Consider the following 19707-nt stretch of genomic DNA (forward strand, 5'->3'; position numbering starts at 1 on the left):
ATTTCGGGGCCTTTTCTTTTTCAATATAAAAAAACCACCCGAATAGGGTGGTGTAGAATTTATTTTCTTCCGAAGGAAAATTAATCATTTTCGTCAAGGTCCAGATACTCATCAAAAAGTTCCTGGGCATCGGCATGAAGAAAATCAAGACTTTGATTCAAAACGTGCTGAAATTCCCGGGTTAATTCATCCTTCTTCCAGGGATGTGAGATTCCAAAGGTGTGGTCGGCGCCTTCTACCAGCAGTAATTTTGAGGCGGGACTCCATTCAAAAAGATTTCCTGCATCGGCAATGGAAACACTGGTATCATTACTACCGTGAGCAATGAAATGAGGGATTTCCAGCTTTTTAGCTGCTTTCTGAATATTAAGTCTTTCTTTGTTCTCCCTGAAATTCCGATAAAACTGGTAGTGATGAGGTAGCTGTTGTTTGGTGCGGGTATTGGTGATATATCGCACCCCTTTTTTCTCCCAGGCCTCCAGTTCTTTTCCTTTAGGAAATCTTGATGCAAAATCACTTACTGCGGCTAAGGTTATTAGCTTGGTGACTCTTTTTTCTTCAGCAGCCTTTATAACGGTTATTCCTCCACCCCTGGAATGACCAATAAGACTTATGTTGGAAGGATCTACCTGGGCAAGATGAGGAAAATTAGGTAATAAAATCCAGTCTATAACCGATTGTAGGTCATCCAGTTCTTTGGTATAATTATTATCGCCGAAAGCTTCAATGTTAGGGAATTCAGTTAGATTTTCGGGAGAGGTCCCGTTATGACTAAAGTTGAATTTCACGAAGAAATAACCCTTTTCGGCATAGAATTCGGCCATTTTCTCCCAGGCACCCCAGTCCTTAAATCCTTTGTATCCGTGGGAAAATATGATGACAGGCTTTGGTTTGTCATCAGTATTAAAATAAAGGTCTGCGAGTATTGGTTTATTGTGTTTTCCTTCTATTTGAAGGTTGGTTTCTTTAGTAATTTCCATTTTTAATTTCTTTTTCGATAAATGCCGTATTAGGATCACAAATTTCGGCAATTAATTTCTTTAATTCGGTCTGAAAAGCATTCATTATTTCAGGATCAAGGTCGGTTTTTCCTCCCCCTTTTTGATTCGGCTTTTCGTTTTTGGTAAACTTTAAAAATCCGTTCTGCAGATTTTTAAACGAGATCACTCCTGCCTCCACCGGCGGACTTAGATCCAGACTGTTTTTAATAAGGCTGGCATAGGTAAGTACCTGAAAACTTTTGCTGTACTTATCATAATCTGTGGCCAGTAGTTCCCAATCTACAATTTTAAGTTGAGCCTGTTGTACCTTGCCAGTTTTATAATCAATAATTCTGGTAATACCGTTAGTATTTTCAAGCCGGTCTACTTTGCCTCTTATAAAAACCGGGAAATCCAGAGATTCTATCTTAATTTGAGTTTTAAGGTTCTTCTCGACCATCACTATTCTAACCTCCTCACCGTTTTTTATTCGGTTTAATTCCTGCTGGAGGAAATTTTGTAAGTAGCGTTTGGCCACTTCAAAAATCAGGAGGTTTTTTCCACGGTTCATAGGAGCCGAGGTGTAGGTTTTTTTAAACTGAAGGCTGATCTCCTCTGGAATGCGTTTTTTAAACTGAAGGATATCATTTTCGCTTAGGGTTTTTCCTTCAAAGTCTTTATAAAATGTTTCCAGGCTATCGTGAATAACCGTACCAAGAGTATTATAAGCGACGGTTTCTTCTACATTCTCACTGTCTCTAACCCCAAGTACATAGCGGTGATAAAAATCTATAGGGTTCCTGATGTAAGTGGTAAGCGCCGAAGGTGAAAACCCTGAGGCAGCAAGCTCTTTGAGCTTTGCCATAATTTCGGGTGTTTTTTTCACCTCTTTCAAGCCGGTAGTAAGCGGGGGTACCTTTGGGCTTATCAGTTTTTTGACCAGTCTATGCTTAGGATGTTTTTCTACCTCTAATTGCGTGATAAAGCGGCTTTTCTCGCCGGTATTCATCCCGTCTGGTTCAGTATTGTATAGCAAATAAACCTTTTTTGCTCTTTGGAGTAGTCGGTAGAAATGATAAGTGTAAACCGCATTCTTTTCACTGTAAGTAGGTAGGTTATATGCCTTTTTTAGATCATAGGGTAAAAAGGAATTGTTTGATTTTCCCGAAGGTAAGATCCCCTCGTTGACAGAAGTGATAATCACGGTTTCAAAATCGAGCGCCCGGGATTCCAACATCCCCATAAGCTGGAGCCCCTTAAAGGGTTTCCCCTGAAAATCCAGGTTTTGAGTGGTCATAATTTCCTGGTAAAAACCTTGAAGAGTTTTTAAACTTTTTATGTGGGGATATGTAGTGTTGAGGTTTTCAAGCTTATTGAAAAGGACATGGAATTGATACAAAAATTCCAGCCCAAGCCTGTTTTCTTGTTTTCTGTAGAAATCCCTGATCTCCCGAATGAGGATGTGCAAATTAGCGAGGAGTCTTTCTGGTTTATTGTTTACCTCCCCAAAACAAGCTTTGATTATCTGTTGGTTAACTTCAGGGAAATTGTTAATGATTTCTTCAGAGGGGATATATACCGAGTTCTCCTTTTTGATTCTGATCGAAAAATCATCGGCGGCAGGTTTCAGAAGGCTATGCAAGGCGGGATGATTTATTATAGAGAGCACATCTTTATAATAGAATCCTGAAGTAGCATTGAGATGAATATGGAAAATCTTTTCGAACAGGGAACTCAGTGGAGCATTTTTAAGTGGAAACCCCATAGTAATATTAAGGTCCTGGATGTTTGGTGGTAAACTGTTTAAGACAGGTAGGAGCAGGTCTTCTTCGCCCAGCACCACGGCAGTATTTTCCAGCTGTTGTTGCTCCAGGCCGGAAAGCAGTTCTCCCAGGTATTTTGCCTGTCCAATATTTTTAGGCACCCCAATTAATTCGATTTCCTTCTCCTTGCGGTACTCATCTACTCCCCGAGTAAAATTTCCATCCTTATAAACCGGCCATTCTTTGAGATAATGATTGATGAAGACGGAAGCAGAATGCTCTTTGTCCTGCAGAAAAACATCATCCAAATCCCAGTGAATTTCTGCCTTTTGTGCCTCCAAAAGATACTGTATGATTTCCTGCTCGGCCTTGTTTAGCGCATTAAAACCAATAAAAACATGTTTTTGCGAAACCGTGGAAACATAATGCTTAATGTTGGCTGAGGCTTCCCTGTAAATTAAACCCTGGTACCCCAAATTTCTACTGAGGAGGCTTTCTTTAAGATGTTCATAAAATTCCGGAAGTTGTTGCCAGAACTTGAGGTAATTTTCAATTAGGTCAGTTTTTTCCTTCTGCAGGTACCAATGGTTTATATCCTGAATTCCTGAGAGGTAATTGAAAAAGCTTTTATGATCTATAAGGTATCGGTCTAGTTCATTAAAATCATGAACGAGGGTTTGGGCCCAGGTAGTAAAGGCTTCAAAGTCTTCCCGCTGCGCTTCAGGGGTGAGCGTTCGGTAAACTTCGTAGAACTCAAAAAGGCTTATGGTATTGTCTATAGGCTGGAGTCCTGAGATAATTTGTGCAAATTCTTCAATGCTATATATCCTGGGGGCAAAAAGGTAATTTTGATTTAATTTGGATAGTTCATTCAGTAAAAAACTCCCGGCTCTTTTCGAGGGGAGGATAAAAATAGTTTCTGAAATGTTCTCTTCTGATTCTAAGAGCTTTTGAAGGACCTGGGATATAAAAGAAATCATTTTATAAAAATAAAAAACGCCCCGATTAATCGGGGCGTTTTCAAATAAAGTTTTAAACTTTTCTATTCATCTATATCAGTAGAATCAGTTTCAGTTTCTTTGTCCTTCATTTCCTTGTCTTTATCCAAAGAAATCTCAACACGTCTGTTATCCTGTCTTCCGGCAGCAGTATTGTTAGTAGCGATTGGTCTCGATTCACCGTAACCTTCAGAAGTTAATCTGTTGGCTGGAATTCCGGCGTTTTGTAACCAGTCTTTAACTGATGCTGCACGCTCTTTAGAAAGTTGCAGGTTATACTGATCGCTTCCGGTACTATCTGTGTGACCTTCAACGTGGAAAACAGTATTTGGATACTCTTCCATGATGTCGGCAATAGATTGAAGAGCTTCTTCAGAATCTGAACGGATAGTTGCTTTGTTCAGGTCGAAAAGTACTGTTTTAGAATACTCATTCAATTCAGAAATAACTTCAACGTCCGGTTCTGGACATCCGTCGTTTTCTACTGTTCCGGCTGTGTCTGGACATTCATCGTCTTTGTCAAGAACTCCATCGTTGTCACGATCTTCGAAAGGACATCCATTGTTTTCAGCTGGACCAGCTTCTTCTGGACAGTCATCATCTGGATCGGCAACACCGTCACCATCAGCATCAGGACATCCGTTAAGATCGGCAAGACCAGCTACTTCTGGACAGTCATCTTCTGGATCTGGGATTCCGTCACCATCGGTATCAGGACATCCGTCAAACTCAGGAAGACCAGCTACATCAGGACAGGCATCTCTTCTGTCTTCAATCCCGTCACCATCGGTGTCAGGACATCCATTGAATTCTTGAAGACCTGGAGTTTCAGGACATTCGTCATCTTTGTCGTAGATACCGTCACCATCAGAGTCGGTACCGCCAAACATAAATTTCACACCTGCTGCATGTTGAAAGTGTGTAGCCATTTCCGGGTCGAATACGTGCTTGTAATTAGACTCAACAGTTAAGGCTACGTTATCGCTAAACCAGAAGTTAATTCCTAATTTACCGTTTAGGGTAGCAGCGCTCATATCTGTGATTGGAAGATCTCCTGAATCGCCAATACGGGTGTAACCACCTCCAATACCGAGAACAGGGTCAAACCAACCATCGTTTAACATTGCACGAAGGCTGTAGTTGAAGGTACCGTCAAGTGAGTAGTAAGAAAGATTGCTAACTCCCATATCCCCGTATTGATCAATTTGATTGATAGAGCCTGCAAGGTCAAAAACAAAGCCGCCACCGATGTAGCGTCCTACAGAAATTCTTGATACGGCGGGAATAATATTCCAGTGGTCTCCTACATTAAAATAATCTTCGAAGGTTCCTCCAAGTGGAGCATCTTCACCAGAAGGATAGAAATCTACCGCATTGGTTTGAATACCAATGGACCAGGGATTGTTGGCGTCCTGAGCATTTACTGAAGTAAACCCAAATACCAACAAAGCAGCCATTAAAAATTTGCTAAGATGTTTCATATTCAATTGTTTAGTTTTAAGTGTTAATTGTTAACAAAAGTAGATGCAAATTGGCTATTAACAAAGCGTATAATAATAAAGTTTTCTTAATAAACCCTTGTCTAGCGCCGTTTTTCAGAGCTTTTTTTTCGAAATATCGGCAGTTTTTGGCAACATATTAACACATAAATATGGAGTTAATTAGATCACTCCCAATTCTTTCCCTACTTTGGTGAAAGCCTCAATGGCCTTGTCTAAATGTTCTTTTTCATGGGCGGCAGAAAGCTGTACACGAATTCGGGCTTTACCTTTTGGTACAACAGGAAAGAAAAAGCCAATTACATAAATTCCTTCTTCCAGAAGTTTATCGGCCATGGTTTGCGATAATTGAGCATCATAGAGCATCACTGGTACTATGGCAGCATCTCCATCTATAATATCGAACCCGGCTTCCTTAATTCCTTTTTTAAAGTACTTGGTGTTTTCCTTTAATTTATTCCTGAGAGAGGAATCGGTTTTTAGCATATCAAAGACCTTGATGGAGGCGCCTACAATTGCAGGAGCCAGGGAATTTGAAAATAGATAAGGGCGGGAACGCTGCCTTAGCATTTCTATGATTTCCTTTTTAGCGGTGGTATAACCACCCATAGCTCCACCTAGAGCCTTACCCAGGGTTCCGGTGATGATATCTACCCGATCCATAACATTTTTTTCTTCCAGGGTACCAATTCCGTTTTCCCCTATGAAGCCTGTAGCGTGGCATTCGTCTATCATAACCAAAGCATCATATTTATCGGCAAGGTCACAAATCTTATCCAGCGGTGCTACCAAACCGTCCATGGAGAAGACCCCATCGGTAACGATAATCTTAAAGCGGGCATCTTTTTCATTGGCGGCAATAAGTTGCTTCTCCAGGTCTTCCATATCACCATTTTGATAACGATAGCGCGCCGCTTTACATAACCTTACTCCATCTATAATAGAAGCGTGATTTAGAGAATCTGAAATTATGGCGTCTTCAGCAGTAAATAAAGGTTCAAAGATTCCGCCATTGGCATCAAAAGCAGCCGCATATAATATCGTGTCCTCGGTTCCGTAGAAATCAGCGATCTTTTTCTCCAATTCCTTATGGATATCCTGGGTGCCACAAATAAATCTTACGCTGGACATGCCAAACCCACGCGAGTCAAGGGTGTCTTTTGCCGCCTGGATTACCTCTGGATGCGAAGATAGCCCCAGGTAATTATTCGCGCAGAAGTTTATTACCTCCTGCCCGGTAGAAATTTTAATCACAGCATCCTGAGGACTGGTGATAATTCTTTCTTTTTTAAATAACCCGTTATCTTTAATCTCCTGAAGTTCCTTTTCGAGATGATCTTTTATTTTTCCGTACATTTTATTCTATTTTTCACAAAATTACACATCTTTTTTAGACAAATTCAAGGCTTAACTCCTTGTTTATATATACCAGGATTTTCCTGCCTGGTTTAAAACCCATATTTTGCAGGGTTTCTGCATACCTGTTTATTTGTAAAGCGTGGGAATTTTTATAATTCCCGGTTTTATAATCCAGTATACTTACTTCATTTTCTTTAAAATTAAGCCTGTCTGGCCGAAGTCTTTTTCCACCATCTATGAGAATATCCCGTTCATTTAGATTAGAAGCATCTGGTGAGAAGAACTCTATTAATTGCGGATGCATTATTATAGATTCTATCACTTTGGAGATCTGCGGAAGGGCTTCCGAGGCTATAGTGCCATCCAATACGGCTTGCTCCAGCGCAAGGGTCGAATCTTCGCGGGTGTTGATGTTGGCCAGGATGTCATGAATTATCTCCCCTTTTTCTATGGCTTCTTCTTGTTTTGTATCCCATAACGCACCCGATCTGGTCACAATATGTACTGCCTGGTTTTGAGTTGGTGTAGAATAAAAATGTTCCTGAACCTGGCTGTTAGAACCTCTTTCTCCTGGCCTAGGCTGCGGAAGTTTTCCAAAACTATACTGAAGCTGGCCATCAACCCATTTCCCCATATTCTTTAGAAATCCGATCAATAATCCTGAAATTTTTGCCGGATTTTCATTCCCTTTTTTGTCAATCTCTAATTTTGACAAAATATAAAGTTGTGCTGAAGCTCTTGTGCAGGCTACATATAGAACATTTAAGGTGTCGAGTTCCTTTTGATCAAGAAGTTCCTGATAAACTTCGGAGGCTTTATCTCCCCAATTGAGCATTTTTTTTGAAGCACTCATATAACTTACAGGAATTTCCCCGAGAGCTTCGGGCAGATCCAACCACAAGGAGTCCATTCGGGTGTCCTGAAAACCTGAATTGGCAAAAGGATAGATCACAATTGGAAATTCCAGACCTTTAGAAGAATGAATGGTCATGATTTTAACGGCATTATCCTCTTCCGGGACGGCGATACTGAGTTTTTCTTTCTTCTGTTCCCAAAGATCGAGGAAATCGGCTATGCCGGTAACCGATTTCTGGGTGGTTTCAAAAATATAATCCAGAAAAAACTGGATATAAGCATCGGAGGTTTCGACAAGGGAAAAACTTCTTATGATGTATTCCCCAGATTCATATAAAGAGAGATTTTTTAGGGCTTCCAGACTAAAATCTATATCATATTCCCTCAGCCAATGAAAGAAAGCATCCTCATTATACCTCAGGTTCTCACTTATGATTTGATGTGAAGCTTCAAGCTGGAGTTTTTCCTGAAGAAAACTAAATATTTCGAGCTTTATATTATCGTCTTTTGGGTTAATGGAAAAAGCAAGAAGATTTACTATGAAATTCACGGCAGGGGAATTGGCCACCAAAAGTGTTTCTGAAGATACAACAGGAATACCCTGTTCACTAAGGTAACTTGCTATAGCTATACCTTCTTTTTTTCTTCGGGTTAAAATACAAATATCACCTCTTGAAAAGGCTTTCTCATCGAGGTCCTGTATTATTTCCAGAACTTTTTCAGGATAGATTTCAAATTCTTCTGCGCTGGTATTTGCTTCTATAAATGAAATATCTACGTAGCCGTTATTTTCTTTTTTGGGGGTTTGCGCGCTGTTTTCAAAAAGTTCACTGTAACTGGGATGTCGCAGGGAGGCCGAAGCGAATTGAAAAAGATTATTGTTGAAGTTTACTATCTCCCCTGCACTTCGGTAATTGTCGGGAAGATCTTCTACTTTTTGATCTATACTAAAAGGTTTTGCCTGGAGGTTATAAAGGTCTATAAATTGTTCGGCTTTTCCTCCGCGCCAGCGATAGATACTTTGTTTGGCATCACCAACCAGCATAAGGCCCGCCGGTTCCCCCTCTTTTGGTTCTCCCGAGAGGCTGTGTTCCACCAGGGGTTGGAGGTTTTCCCATTGCATTTTGGAGGTGTCCTGGAATTCATCAATAAAATAATTCTGGTAGCGTTCCCCGAGTTTCTCATAAATAAAAGGGGCCGGTTGGTCTTTTACCTGGGCGCTAATCATTGGGTTGAATTCTGAAATAAGGAGAAGGTTTCGTTCTTTTTTTATGATTTCAACCTGTTGATTTATGGCATTTAAAAGTGAAAGTTGCACCAGTCTTTTTTCTATTTCAGTGAGAAATTCAACATGATAGATGGCTTTTTCTGAAGCTCTAAAAAGCTCACAAAACTGCGGCTGCAGGCTGTCTAATAAGGATTTTTTGTGCTCGTTTTGGTCTTTTTTATATAAAGGAGCGGTTTCCAGAGTCTGAATCCATTTAGTAGAGAAATTAGGGGTTTTACCCTCTTCTAATTTCTTAAAATGTTTAGGTAAATATGAGCCAGTGAAATCTGAAAACTCCAGGTTGTGATCCTGCATTATTCCGAAGAAAATTTCTACAGAGCTTTTTATAATATTTTTGGTGCTTTCTTTTTCGGCTTTTAATTTTTTTGAAAACTTCTCAAAATCTTCCAGGCTTTTGCCTTTTAATTTGCTAAGTGGCAGGTGATTATTTTCATTGGTAAGTAACTTTGAAATTTCAAAAAGATCGGCCGTTATATCCCAACTTTTTTCATCATCGGTTTTACTCAGAGCAAATTCTTTAAGAATTTTGGTAAGAGCTTTATCTGTACCGGCCTGGGCAATTAAAGCTTCCACGGCTTCAAGTAGAATTTGTTCTGTATTTAGTGAGACTTCAAAATTAACCGATAGACCCAGATCTTTGGCAAAACTTCGGAGAATGCGCTGGGTGAAGCCGTCTATAGTAGAGATCTCAAAAGCCGAATAATTATGAATGATATTTTTAAGTATTCTGGCAGATTTAAGCTGAATTTCTTCTCCCGGGAAACCCGTTGCCTGCTTTACGGCATTAAAGAGATTAAAAGAATCTTCTGGCACCGGCGTTTTTGAAAAATTATGAAGGCTTGAGATGATTCTGGTTTTCATCTCTTCTACCGCCTTATTGGTAAAAGTGATGGCCAGGATATTTTTATATGCATCGGGGCGGGAAGAGTTGATGAGGAGAATTAGGTATTCTTTCACCAGCGTAAAAGTTTTTCCCGAACCCGCAGAAGCATTATAAATATTGAAGGAATGTTTCAAAAATCAGCTTAGTTTAGATGAAATTTCAGTTAAGGACAGAAACTTAAAGATAAAATAAAATTGTTTGCCAATACGCCTATGCTTTTAAGTATTTTATAACAGAAAATTATTTTTAGTACATCTCTTAATACTTAAATTTGAGAGAATTTAATACTAATCACAAAAAAACATATAAACTATGGCTTTCGAATTACCGAAACTAAAGTATGCATTTGATGCATTAGAACCTCATATAGATGCCAGGACTATGGAAATTCACCATGGGAAGCACCATGCAGGTTACACAAATAAACTTAACGACGCTATAAAAGGCACCGACCTTGAAGGAAAAACTATAGAGAATATCCTTAAAAACCTGGATATGTCTAAAACAGCCATTAGAAATAATGGTGGTGGTTTCTACAACCATAGTTTATTCTGGGAGATCATGTCTCCTGATGGAGGCGGGAAACCCGAAGGTGAACTTGCTTCTGCTATAGATTCTGCTTTTGGTTCTTTTGAAGCTTTTAAAGATGAATTCTCTAAGGCAGCGGCTGGCCAGTTTGGCTCTGGTTGGGCTTGGTTGTGTGTTCATCCTGGAGGGAAAGTTGAGATTTGCTCTACTGCAAACCAGGATAATCCTCTAATGCCTGAAAAAGGTTGTGGGGGAACTCCAATCCTTGGTCTTGATGTTTGGGAACATGCTTATTACTTAAACTATCAAAACCGTCGTCCAGATTATATTAATGCTTTCTTTAATGTTATTAACTGGAAAGAAGTTGCTAGCAGATATGCAAAAGAAAAATAGATAATAGTAGCTCATTATATAAAGGCCGCCCATTGGGTGGCTTTTTTTATGATCTTTAATTGAATTTTAGGCAATAAAAAAAGGTGGGTCGTTTTAAGATCCACCTTTCTTTGCCCCAAATCTACCATGAACTTAACCTACTTATGTTATGGTCTTACCAAGATAAGGAGAAAGTAAAGCTCTGGAAAACTTTTTAGATGAAATACAAAAAAATTAGTCAATAGGTATTTTGGAAAAAGTAATGTAAGAGAGGGATTATTTTTTGTTCCAAAACCTGTAAAATTGAACATAAAAAAAGGCGGATTTTTCATCCACCTTTTTTTGCCCCAAATCTACCATGAACTTAACCTACTTATGTTATGGTATAGCTAATATAAAACAGTTTTTACTTCCAGCGAGTACTTTTAGCCCAACCACTTAAATATTTGTTGAAATCCTTTTTCAGAAAAGGTTTTGTAGGAAATTACTTATATTTTAATGCAGCCAATACCCATTTATAAACAGGAAATTCCCTGGTTAAAAAGCATAAAAAAAGGCGGATTTTTCATCCACCTTTTTTTGCCCCAAATCTACCATGAACTTAACCTACTTATGTTATGGTCTTACCAATGTATGCAGGAAAATCCCGGGAAAAAAATATTTTAGACGAAAGGCATAATTAATTGATAAACAGCTAATTTGTTAGTATGCTCTGTCTTTATTTCCTTCAAAAAAGTTGATGAAAGCCCTGTTTACTACCCTGTTTCCGCCAAAGGTGGGGTAATCTCCAGTAAAATACCAATCCCCCAGATTCTTGGGGCAGGCTTTATGCAGGTTGTCTACAGATTGATAGATCACTTTTAGCTTTGCCTTAATGGTAGGTTCACTAATCAATTCAGCGATTTTATCTGAAATTTGTTCATCGGTGAAAGGTTCATAGATTTCTTTTACAAAGTTTTTTACCTCATGATCTTCCAAATCTACCTGCTCCTTACATTTTTCATAAACCTCTTCAACAATTTGGTATTGGTTGTTATCTTTTAACAATTCTAAGGCAGCCCGAAAAGCCACGAGATCTTCCAGCCTGGCCATATCAATTCCGTAACAATCGGGGTAACGAATCTGTGGGGCCGAAGAGACAACAACAATTTGTTTGGGATTTAAACGATCCAGCATGGTAATAATGCTTTTCTTCAGGGTTGTGCCCCTCACAATACTATCGTCTATAATCACCAAGCTGTCTTCCGGTTTTACAACTCCGTAGGTTACGTCATAAACGTGAGCAACCAGATCATCACGGCTGCTGTCTTCGGTAATAAAAGTTCGAAGCTTGGCATCTTTAATCGCGATTTTTTCCGTTCTAAGGCGATGGGCAAGTATTTCCTGAAGCCTGGCATCGGTAAGATTTTCTTTTTCGGCCAGGATAGCCTCGTTTTTCTGTTTGTTCAATTCATCCTGGGCTGCTTCAACCATCCCGTAGAAGGAGGTTTCAGCCGTGTTTGGAATAAAAGAAAAAACAGTATTTATGGTGTCGTGCTTTATAGATTTCAGAACCTCAGGCATTAATAAACGCCCAAGCATTTTACGTTCTTTATAGATTTCGGCATCGCTTCCGCGGGAAAAATAAATGCGTTCAAAAGAACAGGCTTTTCGCTCCAGTGGTTCCAGTATTTGCTTTATGGAAACTGTACCGTCCTTCTTGGTAATAATAGCGTGGCCGGGATCGAGTTCCCTCACTTCTTCGTAATCTACGTTAAAAGCGGTTTGAATTACAGGTCGTTCAGAGGCCACTACCACTACTTCCTCATCTTTATAATAATAGGCCGGTCTTATCCCTGAAGGATCTCTTAATACAAAAGAATCGCCATGCCCCAGTAAGCCTGCCATAGCATAACCGCCATCCCAGTTTTTGGAAGATTTTCTCAATATTTTTGCAACATTAAGCTTTTCAGCAATTATAGGCGAAGCTTCTACTTTGGAAAAACCTTCCTTTTTTAATTTTTTATATAATTTCTGAACTTCAGAATCAAGAAAATGCCCGATTTTTTCCATTACCGTAACGGTATCAGCTCTTTCCTTAGGATGCTGCCCCAGGTCCACCAGGTTGTTGAAAAGCTGGTTTACATTGGTCATATTAAAATTCCCGGCTACAATAAGATTACGATGCATCCAGTTATTCTGCCTAAGGAAAGGATGAACATTTTCAATACTGTTCTTCCCGAAGGTTCCATAACGTACGTGTCCTAGGTAAACCTCTCCTATATATGGTATATTTTTTTTCTGAAGAGCGACATCATCGGCATATTCGGGGTTCTCTTTGATCTCAAAGTTGATCCGGTCGTTTATTTGCTCAAAAATATCCTGAATGGGCTGTGCCGCATTAGAGCGTACCCGGCTTATATACCTATCTCCCGGCTTTGTATTTAATTTAATGCTGGCAAAACCGGCGCCGTCCTGGCCTCGGTTGTGTTGCTTTTCCATTAATAAATACATCTTATTTATTCCGTAAAAAGCCGTACCGTACTTTTCCTTGTAATATTCAAGCGGCTTTAAAAGGCGTACCTGGGCAATTCCGCATTCGTGTTTTATGGCATCACTCATAATAGTTGTTCCTGGATTAGGGTATTTATTTTGTCACAAAAAAAGCCCTGAAATTACAGGGCTGTATGATTTAACTTATTTCAATTTCGAATTGAGTGAGTTTTTTAAACTCTTCCAGTCTTTCCTGAACATCGGCCGGAGATAATTCCTGCATCCTTTCGGTACCGAATTTTTCTACGCAGAAGGAAGCAAGGTTAGAGCCGTAAATAATGGCGTTTTTCATATTTTCAAAAGAGATGTCTTCAGTTTTAGCCAAATATCCGGCAAAGCCACCTGCGAAGGTATCTCCGGCTCCCGTGGGATCAAAAACCTCTTCGAGCGGAAGCGCTGGGGCGAAAAATATCTCCTCTTCGTGGAACAACAATGCTCCGTGCTCCCCTTTTTTGATCACTACATAATCTGGCCCAAGCTGGTTGATCTTTCTGGCGGCTTTAACCAAAGAATGTTCTCCTGAAAGCTGACGAGCCTCTTCATCATTAATGGTGATTACATCCACCTTAGCGATTACTTTAAGCAGGTCGTCCCAGGTGTTATCCATCCAAAAATTCATAGTGTCCAGGACTACCAGTTTAGGGCTTTCAATTTGCTCTAAAACACTTAGCTGAACAAGAGGGTGTAAATTACCAAGCATTACGATATCGGCATCTTTGTATGCTGAAGGCACTACCGGATTAAAATCGGCAAGTACATTTAATTGGGTATCAAGAGTGTCCCTTGTATTCAAATCATTATGATAACGACCGCTCCAGAAGAAGGTTTTACCACCTTCAACGATCTCAATTCCGTCTATATTAATGTTATTGCCGGTAAGCAGGTCCAGATATTTCTGAGGGAAATCATCGCCTACCACCGATACCACTGCACTATCCACATTAAACTGCGAGGCCGAAAGGCCTATATAAGTTCCTGCGCCTCCAAGAATTTTATCGGTTTTTCCAAATGGGGTTTCAATCGCATCAAAGGCTACGGTGCCTACAATCAGTAATTTACTCATAACGGGTTTTAAAATGTGCTGCAAATATACAGTTTGTTTTTCAAGGGATAAACCTAAATTAAAAATGGCTTGAGAAAGCTTTAATTTTCTTCAAATCCCTGATCTATAAGTAGTTTTTTCTCTTTGGAAGCGGCTACCGCAAGGCTGTCACAACGTTCGTTTTGCGGATGAGAATTGTGGCCTTTTATCCATTTAAATCTCACCTTGTGTTTTCTATATTCCTTTAGGAAAGCTATCCATAGATCAGAATTTTTACGGTCTTTAAAAGCCTTCTTCTCCCAGTTGAAGACCCAGCCTTTTTCTACAGCATCGGCTACATATTTCGAATCTGTAAAAACAACTACTTCCAACCCCGGTTGTTTAAGTTTCCTAAGCGCTTCAATAACGGCCCGAAGCTCCATTCGGTTATTGGTAGTGTGTTTATAACCTTTTGAAAATTCTTTGCGGTAAGCTTTACCTACCCATTCCATGACAATTCCGTAACCTCCGGGGCCGGGGTTTCCTCTAGCAGCACCATCGGTGTAAATGTAAACCTGGGGTTTATGCACTATTGTTTGTTTTTTTGGAGGAGTTGTTCAATCACTTCGGGAAAGTGTTTATATTCAAGTTGATGTATTTTTCCGGCAAGACTATCGGGCGTGTCGTTTTTATCAACCATTGTTTTTGTTTGAAAAATAATTTCGCCTTCATCATATTTCTCATTTACAAAATGGATGCTAATGCCGCTTTCTTTATCTTTATTATTGATTACTGTCTCGTGGACTTTTGCTCCATACATGCCTTTTCCGCCGTAATTGGGTAAAAGTGCAGGATGAATATTGATCACCTTATCTGGAAATTTCTTTAAAATATTATTCGGAAAAACCCAAAGGAAGCCGGCCAGGACGATAAGATCTGGTTTGATGTCTTCCAAAACGTGTAAAACCTCATTGCTTTTATACAGAGCATCACGATCAAAATACAAGGCTTTAACTTCAAGATCGTGAGCTTTCCTGAGGACTTTGGCTGATTTTCGATTAGAAAATACTGCAACTACCCTTGCCAAGGAGGAATCCTGAAAATATTTAATGATATTCTCGGCATTAGTACCGGTCCCGGAAGCAAAAATCACAATTTTCTTTAGGGAGCTGTTTGTGTGTAGGGCCAAAATGATGCTGTTAACAATTAATAAAGTGTAAAATTAAGGGCTTTCAGGGAAAAATATGTAAATTAGATTCACATTTTTAAAGTAAAAATCGGTTTTAAAATAAAGTTTTTTATTTTTGCCACCTAATCAAAATTAAAATAAAATATTATGTCAGACATTGCATCAAGAGTAAAAGCGATTATCGTTGACAAGTTAGGTGTTGACGAGAACGAAGTTGTAAACGAAGCCAGCTTCACCAACGACTTGGGTGCTGATTCATTGGACACTGTGGAATTGATCATGGAATTTGAGAAGGAATTCGATATCCAGATCCCTGATGACCAGGCTGAGAACATTGCCACAGTAGGTCAGGCAATTTCTTATATTGAAGACGCAAAAAAATAAACCAATAGACCATATGGAGTTAAAGCGAGTTGTAGTCACGGGCCTTGGAGCCCTAACCCCCATTGGTAACAATATTGAAGAATATTGGGATGGCTTGGTGAACGGAAAAAGTGGGAGTGCTCCCATAACCTATTTCGATACCGAAAAATTCAAAACCAAATTCGCTTGCGAACTCAAAAACTTTAATCCGCTGGATTACTTCGATAGAAAAGAAGTGAGAAGGCTGGATAGGTTTGCCCAGTATGCCATTGTAGCTTCAGATGAAGCTATTAAAGATTCCGGCATCGATCTGGATACCGTAGATAAGTATCGGGTTGGTGTAATATGGGGGGCCGGAATTGGCGGATTGGAAACTTTTCAGAACGAAATGATAAATTTCGCCCAGGGAGATGGTTCTCCAAGATTTAATCCTTTCTTTATTCCTAAGATGATCGCAGATATTGCCCCGGGTAATATCTCAATTCGTCATGGGTTTATGGGTGCGAATTATACCACCGTCTCTGCCTGTGCTTCTGCAGCCAATGCCATGATCGATGCCTTAAACAATATCCGTCTGGGATATAGTGATGTGATTGTTTCAGGGGGTTCAGAAGCTGCGGTTACTATTGCAGGAATGGGAGGATTTAACGCTATGCACGCTCTTTCTACCCGGAATGAAAGTCCGGAAACAGCTTCGAGACCATTTGATGCTACCAGGGACGGTTTCGTGCTTGGCGAAGGATCTGGAGCCTTGATCCTGGAGGAATATGAACATGCAAAAGCACGTGGGGCGAAAATTTATGCCGAAGTTATAGGCGGCGGTCTTTCTTCAGATGCTTATCATATGACGGCTCCTCACCCTGAAGGAAACGGGGTAGTGGCGGTTATGGAAAACTGTTTGAGAAACGCCGGACTAAAACCTGAAGATATAGATGCGATAAATACCCACGGAACTTCAACTCCCCTGGGGGATGTGGCCGAGCTTAAAGCCATCGGAAAGGTTTTTGGCGAACACGCGAAAACCATCAATATCAATTCAACAAAATCAATGACGGGGCATTTGTTAGGAGCCGCAGGAGCCGTAGAAGCTATCTCAGCAATCTTATCTATGAAATACGGAATTGTGCCTCCAACAATTAACCATGAGCATGCTGATGAAAATATTGATTCTGAATTAAACCTAACCCTTAATAAAGCTCAAAAACGCGATGTTAAGATGGTTATGAGCAACACCTTTGGGTTTGGTGGCCATAATGCCTGTGTGATTTTTAAAAAACTGGATGAGTAACATTTTCTAAAATGAGCGTTATCCGAAACATATTAAATTCCCGATCTTCTAAAGACGGGAATTTTTTTATGGCCCTAACCCAGATTCTGGGCTTTAAACCTAAGAACCTGGCGCATTACCGTAAAGCTTTTACACACCGCTCACTAAATATAAAGGACGAGAAGGGAAATGCGATTAGCTTTGAAAGACTGGAATTTCTCGGGGACGCTATACTTAGCGCGGTTATAGCTTCCCATCTTTTTAAAGCCGTTCCCGGTGGAAACGAAGGTTACCTCACCAAGATGCGCTCTAAAGTAGTTAGTCGAAAGCACCTTAATGAATTGGGAAGAGACCTGGATCTTATTGAGCACGTAAAAACCAATATTCCGGTAGATCAATTCGGGGTAAATATTCACGGGAATCTATTTGAAGCATTAATAGGTGCAATCTACCTTGATCGGGGATATAAATACTGTAAACGCTTTATCTACCAACGGGTTATAGATCCTTATGTGGATATAGAACAGTTGGAAGGAAGAGTGATTAGTTATAAAAGTCTTTTGATAGAATGGTGCCAAAAGGAGAAAAAGGAGTTCGATTACGAAATTTATGAGGATACGGGAAACGATGAGACCAAACATTTTGCTGTTAAACTCCGTATTGATGACAGGGTGGTAGCCAAGGCCAGAGCAACATCAAAAAAGAAGGCGGAAGAGAAAGCTTCCAAAAGGGCATATTATGCACTTCAAAATATTATCTCGTAATTTCAGAGAATTGCTTTGAGCTATAACGTTTTCGTAGAAAATTGTGAAATTTTTCTGCCGTTAAGCTTCATTATTCTTATTCTTATTTTATCTTTATCCAGAAAGTAGAAGACTTATGCAGGCGCATAAAATGATGTTGGACGAGGTAGAAGAAGACCTCTTTAAGCTCCTTGCTATTTATTGTTCCGTAGAGGATTTTAGAATGGCCTTTTTGCTTAATAAGCATTTAAAACTGGGCTTAAAGAGAGAAAGGGAAGATGTAGATTTCCTACATCAAAATGTTCAGGCCTGCTATGCTAGATTTACTTTTAAAGATCCTAAAAACTTTCACAGCTATAACCTGGTGGCCAATAAATTTAAAGGCCAGGCCTCAAAAGTCCTGAATACGGGTTCTTTATTTGCAGAAGACGAGGTAAGACCGCTGGAACTAAACCTTATTCCCGAATACAAAAAGGTAGATTTTTTTCTGAAAATAGAAGAAGATATGCCCGATCAACATTTTAATAAGCTGGTTAATATAATTAGCCAGATTCCACAGGTGATTGCAGTGCACAAAATTGATGTCGAGCAATTAAAATCTAAACAAAATTTAATTTTTGAGTAATGCCAACAAATAAGAAAACAAAAATCGTTGCTACCTTAGGGCCAGCAACAAGTTCTAAAGAAATCCTAAATAAAATGCTCCAGGCTGGAGTAAACGTGTTCAGAATAAATTTTTCCCACGCCGATTACAATGATGTTAAGGAGCGTATCGCCATGATTAGGGAACTCAATAAAGAAAAAGGTTATAACGCCGCTATTCTTGCCGATTTACAGGGCCCAAAACTTAGGGTAGGTGTTATGAAAGATGAAGTGGTTGTTTCTGAAGGAGACGAGATCATTTTTGCTACCGGGAAAGAATTTAAAGGCACGGCGCAACGTGTTTACATGAATTATGATACTTTTCCTCGCGATGTACAGGCAGGAGAGCGTATACTTCTTGATGATGGTAAACTAATCTTTGAGGTAATTTCAACCAACAAGAAAGATGAAGTGGTAACAAAAGTTATCCAGGGGGGACCTTTAAGATCTAAGAAAGGGGTAAATCTTCCTAATACCAATATCTCTCTTCCTGCTTTAACCGAAAAAGATGTTAAGGATGCCAAATTCGCTTGTGAAATGCAGGTAGATTGGATGGCTCTTTCCTTTGTGCGTCACGCCGAAGATTTGATAGAACTTCAGAATTTAATAAAGGAACATAGCCAATATAAGATCCCAATCGTTGCGAAGATCGAAAAACCTGAAGGTGTGGCTAACATCGAAAAGATTGTTGCTTATTGCGATGGCTTGATGGTAGCACGGGGTGACCTGGGCGTAGAAATTCCCGCACAGGAGGTTCCTCTTATTCAGAAGAAATTGGTGCTAACCGCCAAAAAAGCAAGGATACCGGTAATTATCGCCACCCAAATGATGGAAACCATGATCACAAGCCTTACCCCAACCCGGGCGGAGGTGAACGATGTGGCCAACTCCGTAATGGATGGAGCCGATGCGGTGATGCTTAGTGGAGAAACCTCGGTGGGGCAATATCCCGTACAGGTTATTGAGAAAATGACCCAGATCCTGGAGAGCGTGGAGAATTCACCGCTTATTAAAGTGCCTCATGATCCGCCGCATATTCGCACCAAACGATATATCACAAAATCTGTATGTTATCACGCCGCGCATATGGCCAACGAGATCAAGGCTAAGGCTATTTGTACCCTCACCAATAGTGGGTATACCGCATTCCAGATTTCTTCATGGAGGCCCGAATCACATATCCTTGTTTTTACCTCAAATACCCGGATTCTAGCTCAATTGAGCTTACTTTGGGGGGTGAAAGCATTTAATTACGAAAAATTTGTCAGCACCGATGAAACCATTGATGATGTGAACCGCATCGCCAAGGAAAATGGCTTTGTACAGCACGGGGATTTCACTATCAACCTGGCAGCAATGCCGATCTCAGATAAAGGGATGGTAAATACACTTAGAGTCTCTGAAATTGAATAATTGAAATAAATT

15 protein-coding genes are annotated in these 19707 nt (G+C 39.9%); 6 read left to right on the forward strand and 9 right to left on the reverse strand.

The genetic code is table 11. The features are described 5' to 3' along the window. Positions 1-80: 80 nt before the first annotated feature. The 5 genes from BUW93_RS00915 to BUW93_RS00935 form a co-directional block, all read right to left on the reverse strand. Entirely contained in the window at positions 81-980 is a 900-nt protein-coding gene (locus tag BUW93_RS00915) for an alpha/beta hydrolase family protein (protein WP_081208281.1), read from the reverse strand. After that, complete coding sequence (locus BUW93_RS00920; protein ID WP_081208283.1) at positions 967-3723, reverse strand: PD-(D/E)XK nuclease family protein; 2757 nt, start codon at positions 3721-3723, stop codon at positions 967-969. Before BUW93_RS00920 ends, BUW93_RS00915 begins: the two co-directional genes overlap by 14 nt. A gap of 62 nt (positions 3724-3785) precedes the next feature. After that, positions 3786-5222 (reverse strand): OmpA family protein, encoded by a 1437-nt coding sequence (locus BUW93_RS00925; protein ID WP_081208284.1) that lies wholly within the window; start codon positions 5220-5222, stop codon positions 3786-3788. Between the two features lie 180 nt (positions 5223-5402). Beyond that, entirely contained in the window at positions 5403-6596 is a 1194-nt protein-coding gene (gene kbl, locus BUW93_RS00930) for a glycine C-acetyltransferase (RefSeq protein WP_081208286.1), read from the reverse strand. 34 nt (positions 6597-6630) lie between these two features. Further along, positions 6631-9759: a UvrD-helicase domain-containing protein gene (locus BUW93_RS00935; protein ID WP_081208288.1), complete on the reverse strand. Its 3129-nt coding sequence runs from the start codon at positions 9757-9759 to the stop codon at positions 6631-6633. Positions 9760-9937: 178 nt separating this feature from the next. Between BUW93_RS00935 and BUW93_RS00940 the strand changes: the two genes are divergently transcribed. Further along, positions 9938-10546, forward strand: a complete 609-nt coding sequence (locus tag BUW93_RS00940) for a superoxide dismutase (RefSeq protein ID WP_081208290.1) — start codon at positions 9938-9940, stop codon at positions 10544-10546. 681 nt (positions 10547-11227) lie between these two features. Here the strand turns inward: BUW93_RS00940 and BUW93_RS00945 are convergent. The 4 genes from BUW93_RS00945 to purN all read right to left on the reverse strand — a co-directional run bounded on the left by BUW93_RS00945 (position 11228) and on the right by purN (position 15267). Beyond that, positions 11228-13126, reverse strand: a complete 1899-nt coding sequence (locus BUW93_RS00945) for an amidophosphoribosyltransferase (RefSeq protein WP_081208292.1) — start codon at positions 13124-13126, stop codon at positions 11228-11230. A 70-nt stretch (positions 13127-13196) separates the two neighbouring features. After that, the gene (locus BUW93_RS00950) at positions 13197-14120 is read right to left on the reverse strand and encodes a PfkB family carbohydrate kinase (protein ID WP_081208294.1); all 924 of its coding nucleotides are present in this window, start codon (positions 14118-14120) and stop codon (positions 13197-13199) included. Between the two features lie 80 nt (positions 14121-14200). Continuing rightward, entirely contained in the window at positions 14201-14668 is a 468-nt protein-coding gene (gene rnhA / locus BUW93_RS00955; protein WP_081208296.1) for a ribonuclease HI, read from the reverse strand. Beyond that, the gene (gene purN, locus BUW93_RS00960) at positions 14668-15267 is read right to left on the reverse strand and encodes a phosphoribosylglycinamide formyltransferase (protein ID WP_081208298.1); all 600 of its coding nucleotides are present in this window, start codon (positions 15265-15267) and stop codon (positions 14668-14670) included. Before purN ends, rnhA begins: the two co-directional genes overlap by 1 nt. A gap of 147 nt (positions 15268-15414) precedes the next feature. On the opposite strand from purN, the gene BUW93_RS00965 reads away from it, so the two are divergent. The 5 genes from BUW93_RS00965 to pyk all read left to right on the forward strand — a co-directional run bounded on the left by BUW93_RS00965 (position 15415) and on the right by pyk (position 19695). Beyond that, entirely contained in the window at positions 15415-15651 is a 237-nt protein-coding gene (locus BUW93_RS00965) for an acyl carrier protein (RefSeq protein ID WP_013069791.1), read from the forward strand. A gap of 13 nt (positions 15652-15664) precedes the next feature. Then, positions 15665-16918 carry a beta-ketoacyl-ACP synthase II gene (gene fabF / locus BUW93_RS00970; protein WP_081208300.1) on the forward strand — a complete coding sequence of 418 codons (1254 nt, stop codon included), beginning with the start codon at positions 15665-15667 and terminating at the stop codon, positions 16916-16918. Positions 16919-16929: 11 nt separating this feature from the next. Further along, positions 16930-17661, forward strand: a complete 732-nt coding sequence (gene rnc / locus BUW93_RS00975) for a ribonuclease III (protein WP_081208302.1) — start codon at positions 16930-16932, stop codon at positions 17659-17661. A 115-nt stretch (positions 17662-17776) separates the two neighbouring features. Next, a complete protein-coding gene (locus BUW93_RS00980) occupies positions 17777-18265 on the forward strand; it encodes an IPExxxVDY family protein (RefSeq protein WP_081208304.1) in 489 nt (162 codons plus the stop codon). Further along, entirely contained in the window at positions 18265-19695 is a 1431-nt protein-coding gene (gene pyk / locus BUW93_RS00985) for a pyruvate kinase (RefSeq protein WP_081208306.1), read from the forward strand. The genes BUW93_RS00980 and pyk overlap by 1 nt, the downstream gene beginning before the upstream one ends. The last annotated feature ends 12 nt before the right edge of the window (positions 19696-19707 follow it).

Origin of the sequence: Salegentibacter sediminis (assembly GCF_002078605.1) — a bacterium.
Lineage (GTDB): Bacteria > Bacteroidota > Bacteroidia > Flavobacteriales > Flavobacteriaceae > Salegentibacter > Salegentibacter sediminis.

What these genes read in the sequence shown, in the direction of transcription:
- BUW93_RS00915 (WP_081208281.1), bottom strand. Translation starts at nt 980, where the DNA reads ATGGAAATTACTAAAGAAACCAACCTTCAAATAGAAGGAAAACACAAT.
- BUW93_RS00920 (WP_081208283.1), bottom strand. Translation starts at nt 3,723, where the DNA reads ATGATTTCTTTTATATCCCAGGTCCTTCAAAAGCTCTTAGAATCAGAA.
- BUW93_RS00925 (WP_081208284.1), bottom strand. Translation starts at nt 5,222, where the DNA reads ATGAAACATCTTAGCAAATTTTTAATGGCTGCTTTGTTGGTATTTGGG.
- kbl (WP_081208286.1), bottom strand. Translation starts at nt 6,596, where the DNA reads ATGTACGGAAAAATAAAAGATCATCTCGAAAAGGAACTTCAGGAGATT.
- BUW93_RS00940 (WP_081208290.1), top strand. Translation starts at nt 9,938, where the DNA reads ATGGCTTTCGAATTACCGAAACTAAAGTATGCATTTGATGCATTAGAA.
- BUW93_RS00945 (WP_081208292.1), bottom strand. Translation starts at nt 13,126, where the DNA reads ATGAGTGATGCCATAAAACACGAATGCGGAATTGCCCAGGTACGCCTT.
- BUW93_RS00950 (WP_081208294.1), bottom strand. Translation starts at nt 14,120, where the DNA reads ATGAGTAAATTACTGATTGTAGGCACCGTAGCCTTTGATGCGATTGAA.
- BUW93_RS00965 (WP_013069791.1), top strand. Translation starts at nt 15,415, where the DNA reads ATGTCAGACATTGCATCAAGAGTAAAAGCGATTATCGTTGACAAGTTA.
- fabF (WP_081208300.1), top strand. Translation starts at nt 15,665, where the DNA reads ATGGAGTTAAAGCGAGTTGTAGTCACGGGCCTTGGAGCCCTAACCCCC.
- rnc (WP_081208302.1), top strand. Translation starts at nt 16,930, where the DNA reads ATGAGCGTTATCCGAAACATATTAAATTCCCGATCTTCTAAAGACGGG.
- BUW93_RS00980 (WP_081208304.1), top strand. Translation starts at nt 17,777, where the DNA reads ATGCAGGCGCATAAAATGATGTTGGACGAGGTAGAAGAAGACCTCTTT.
- pyk (WP_081208306.1), top strand. Translation starts at nt 18,265, where the DNA reads ATGCCAACAAATAAGAAAACAAAAATCGTTGCTACCTTAGGGCCAGCA.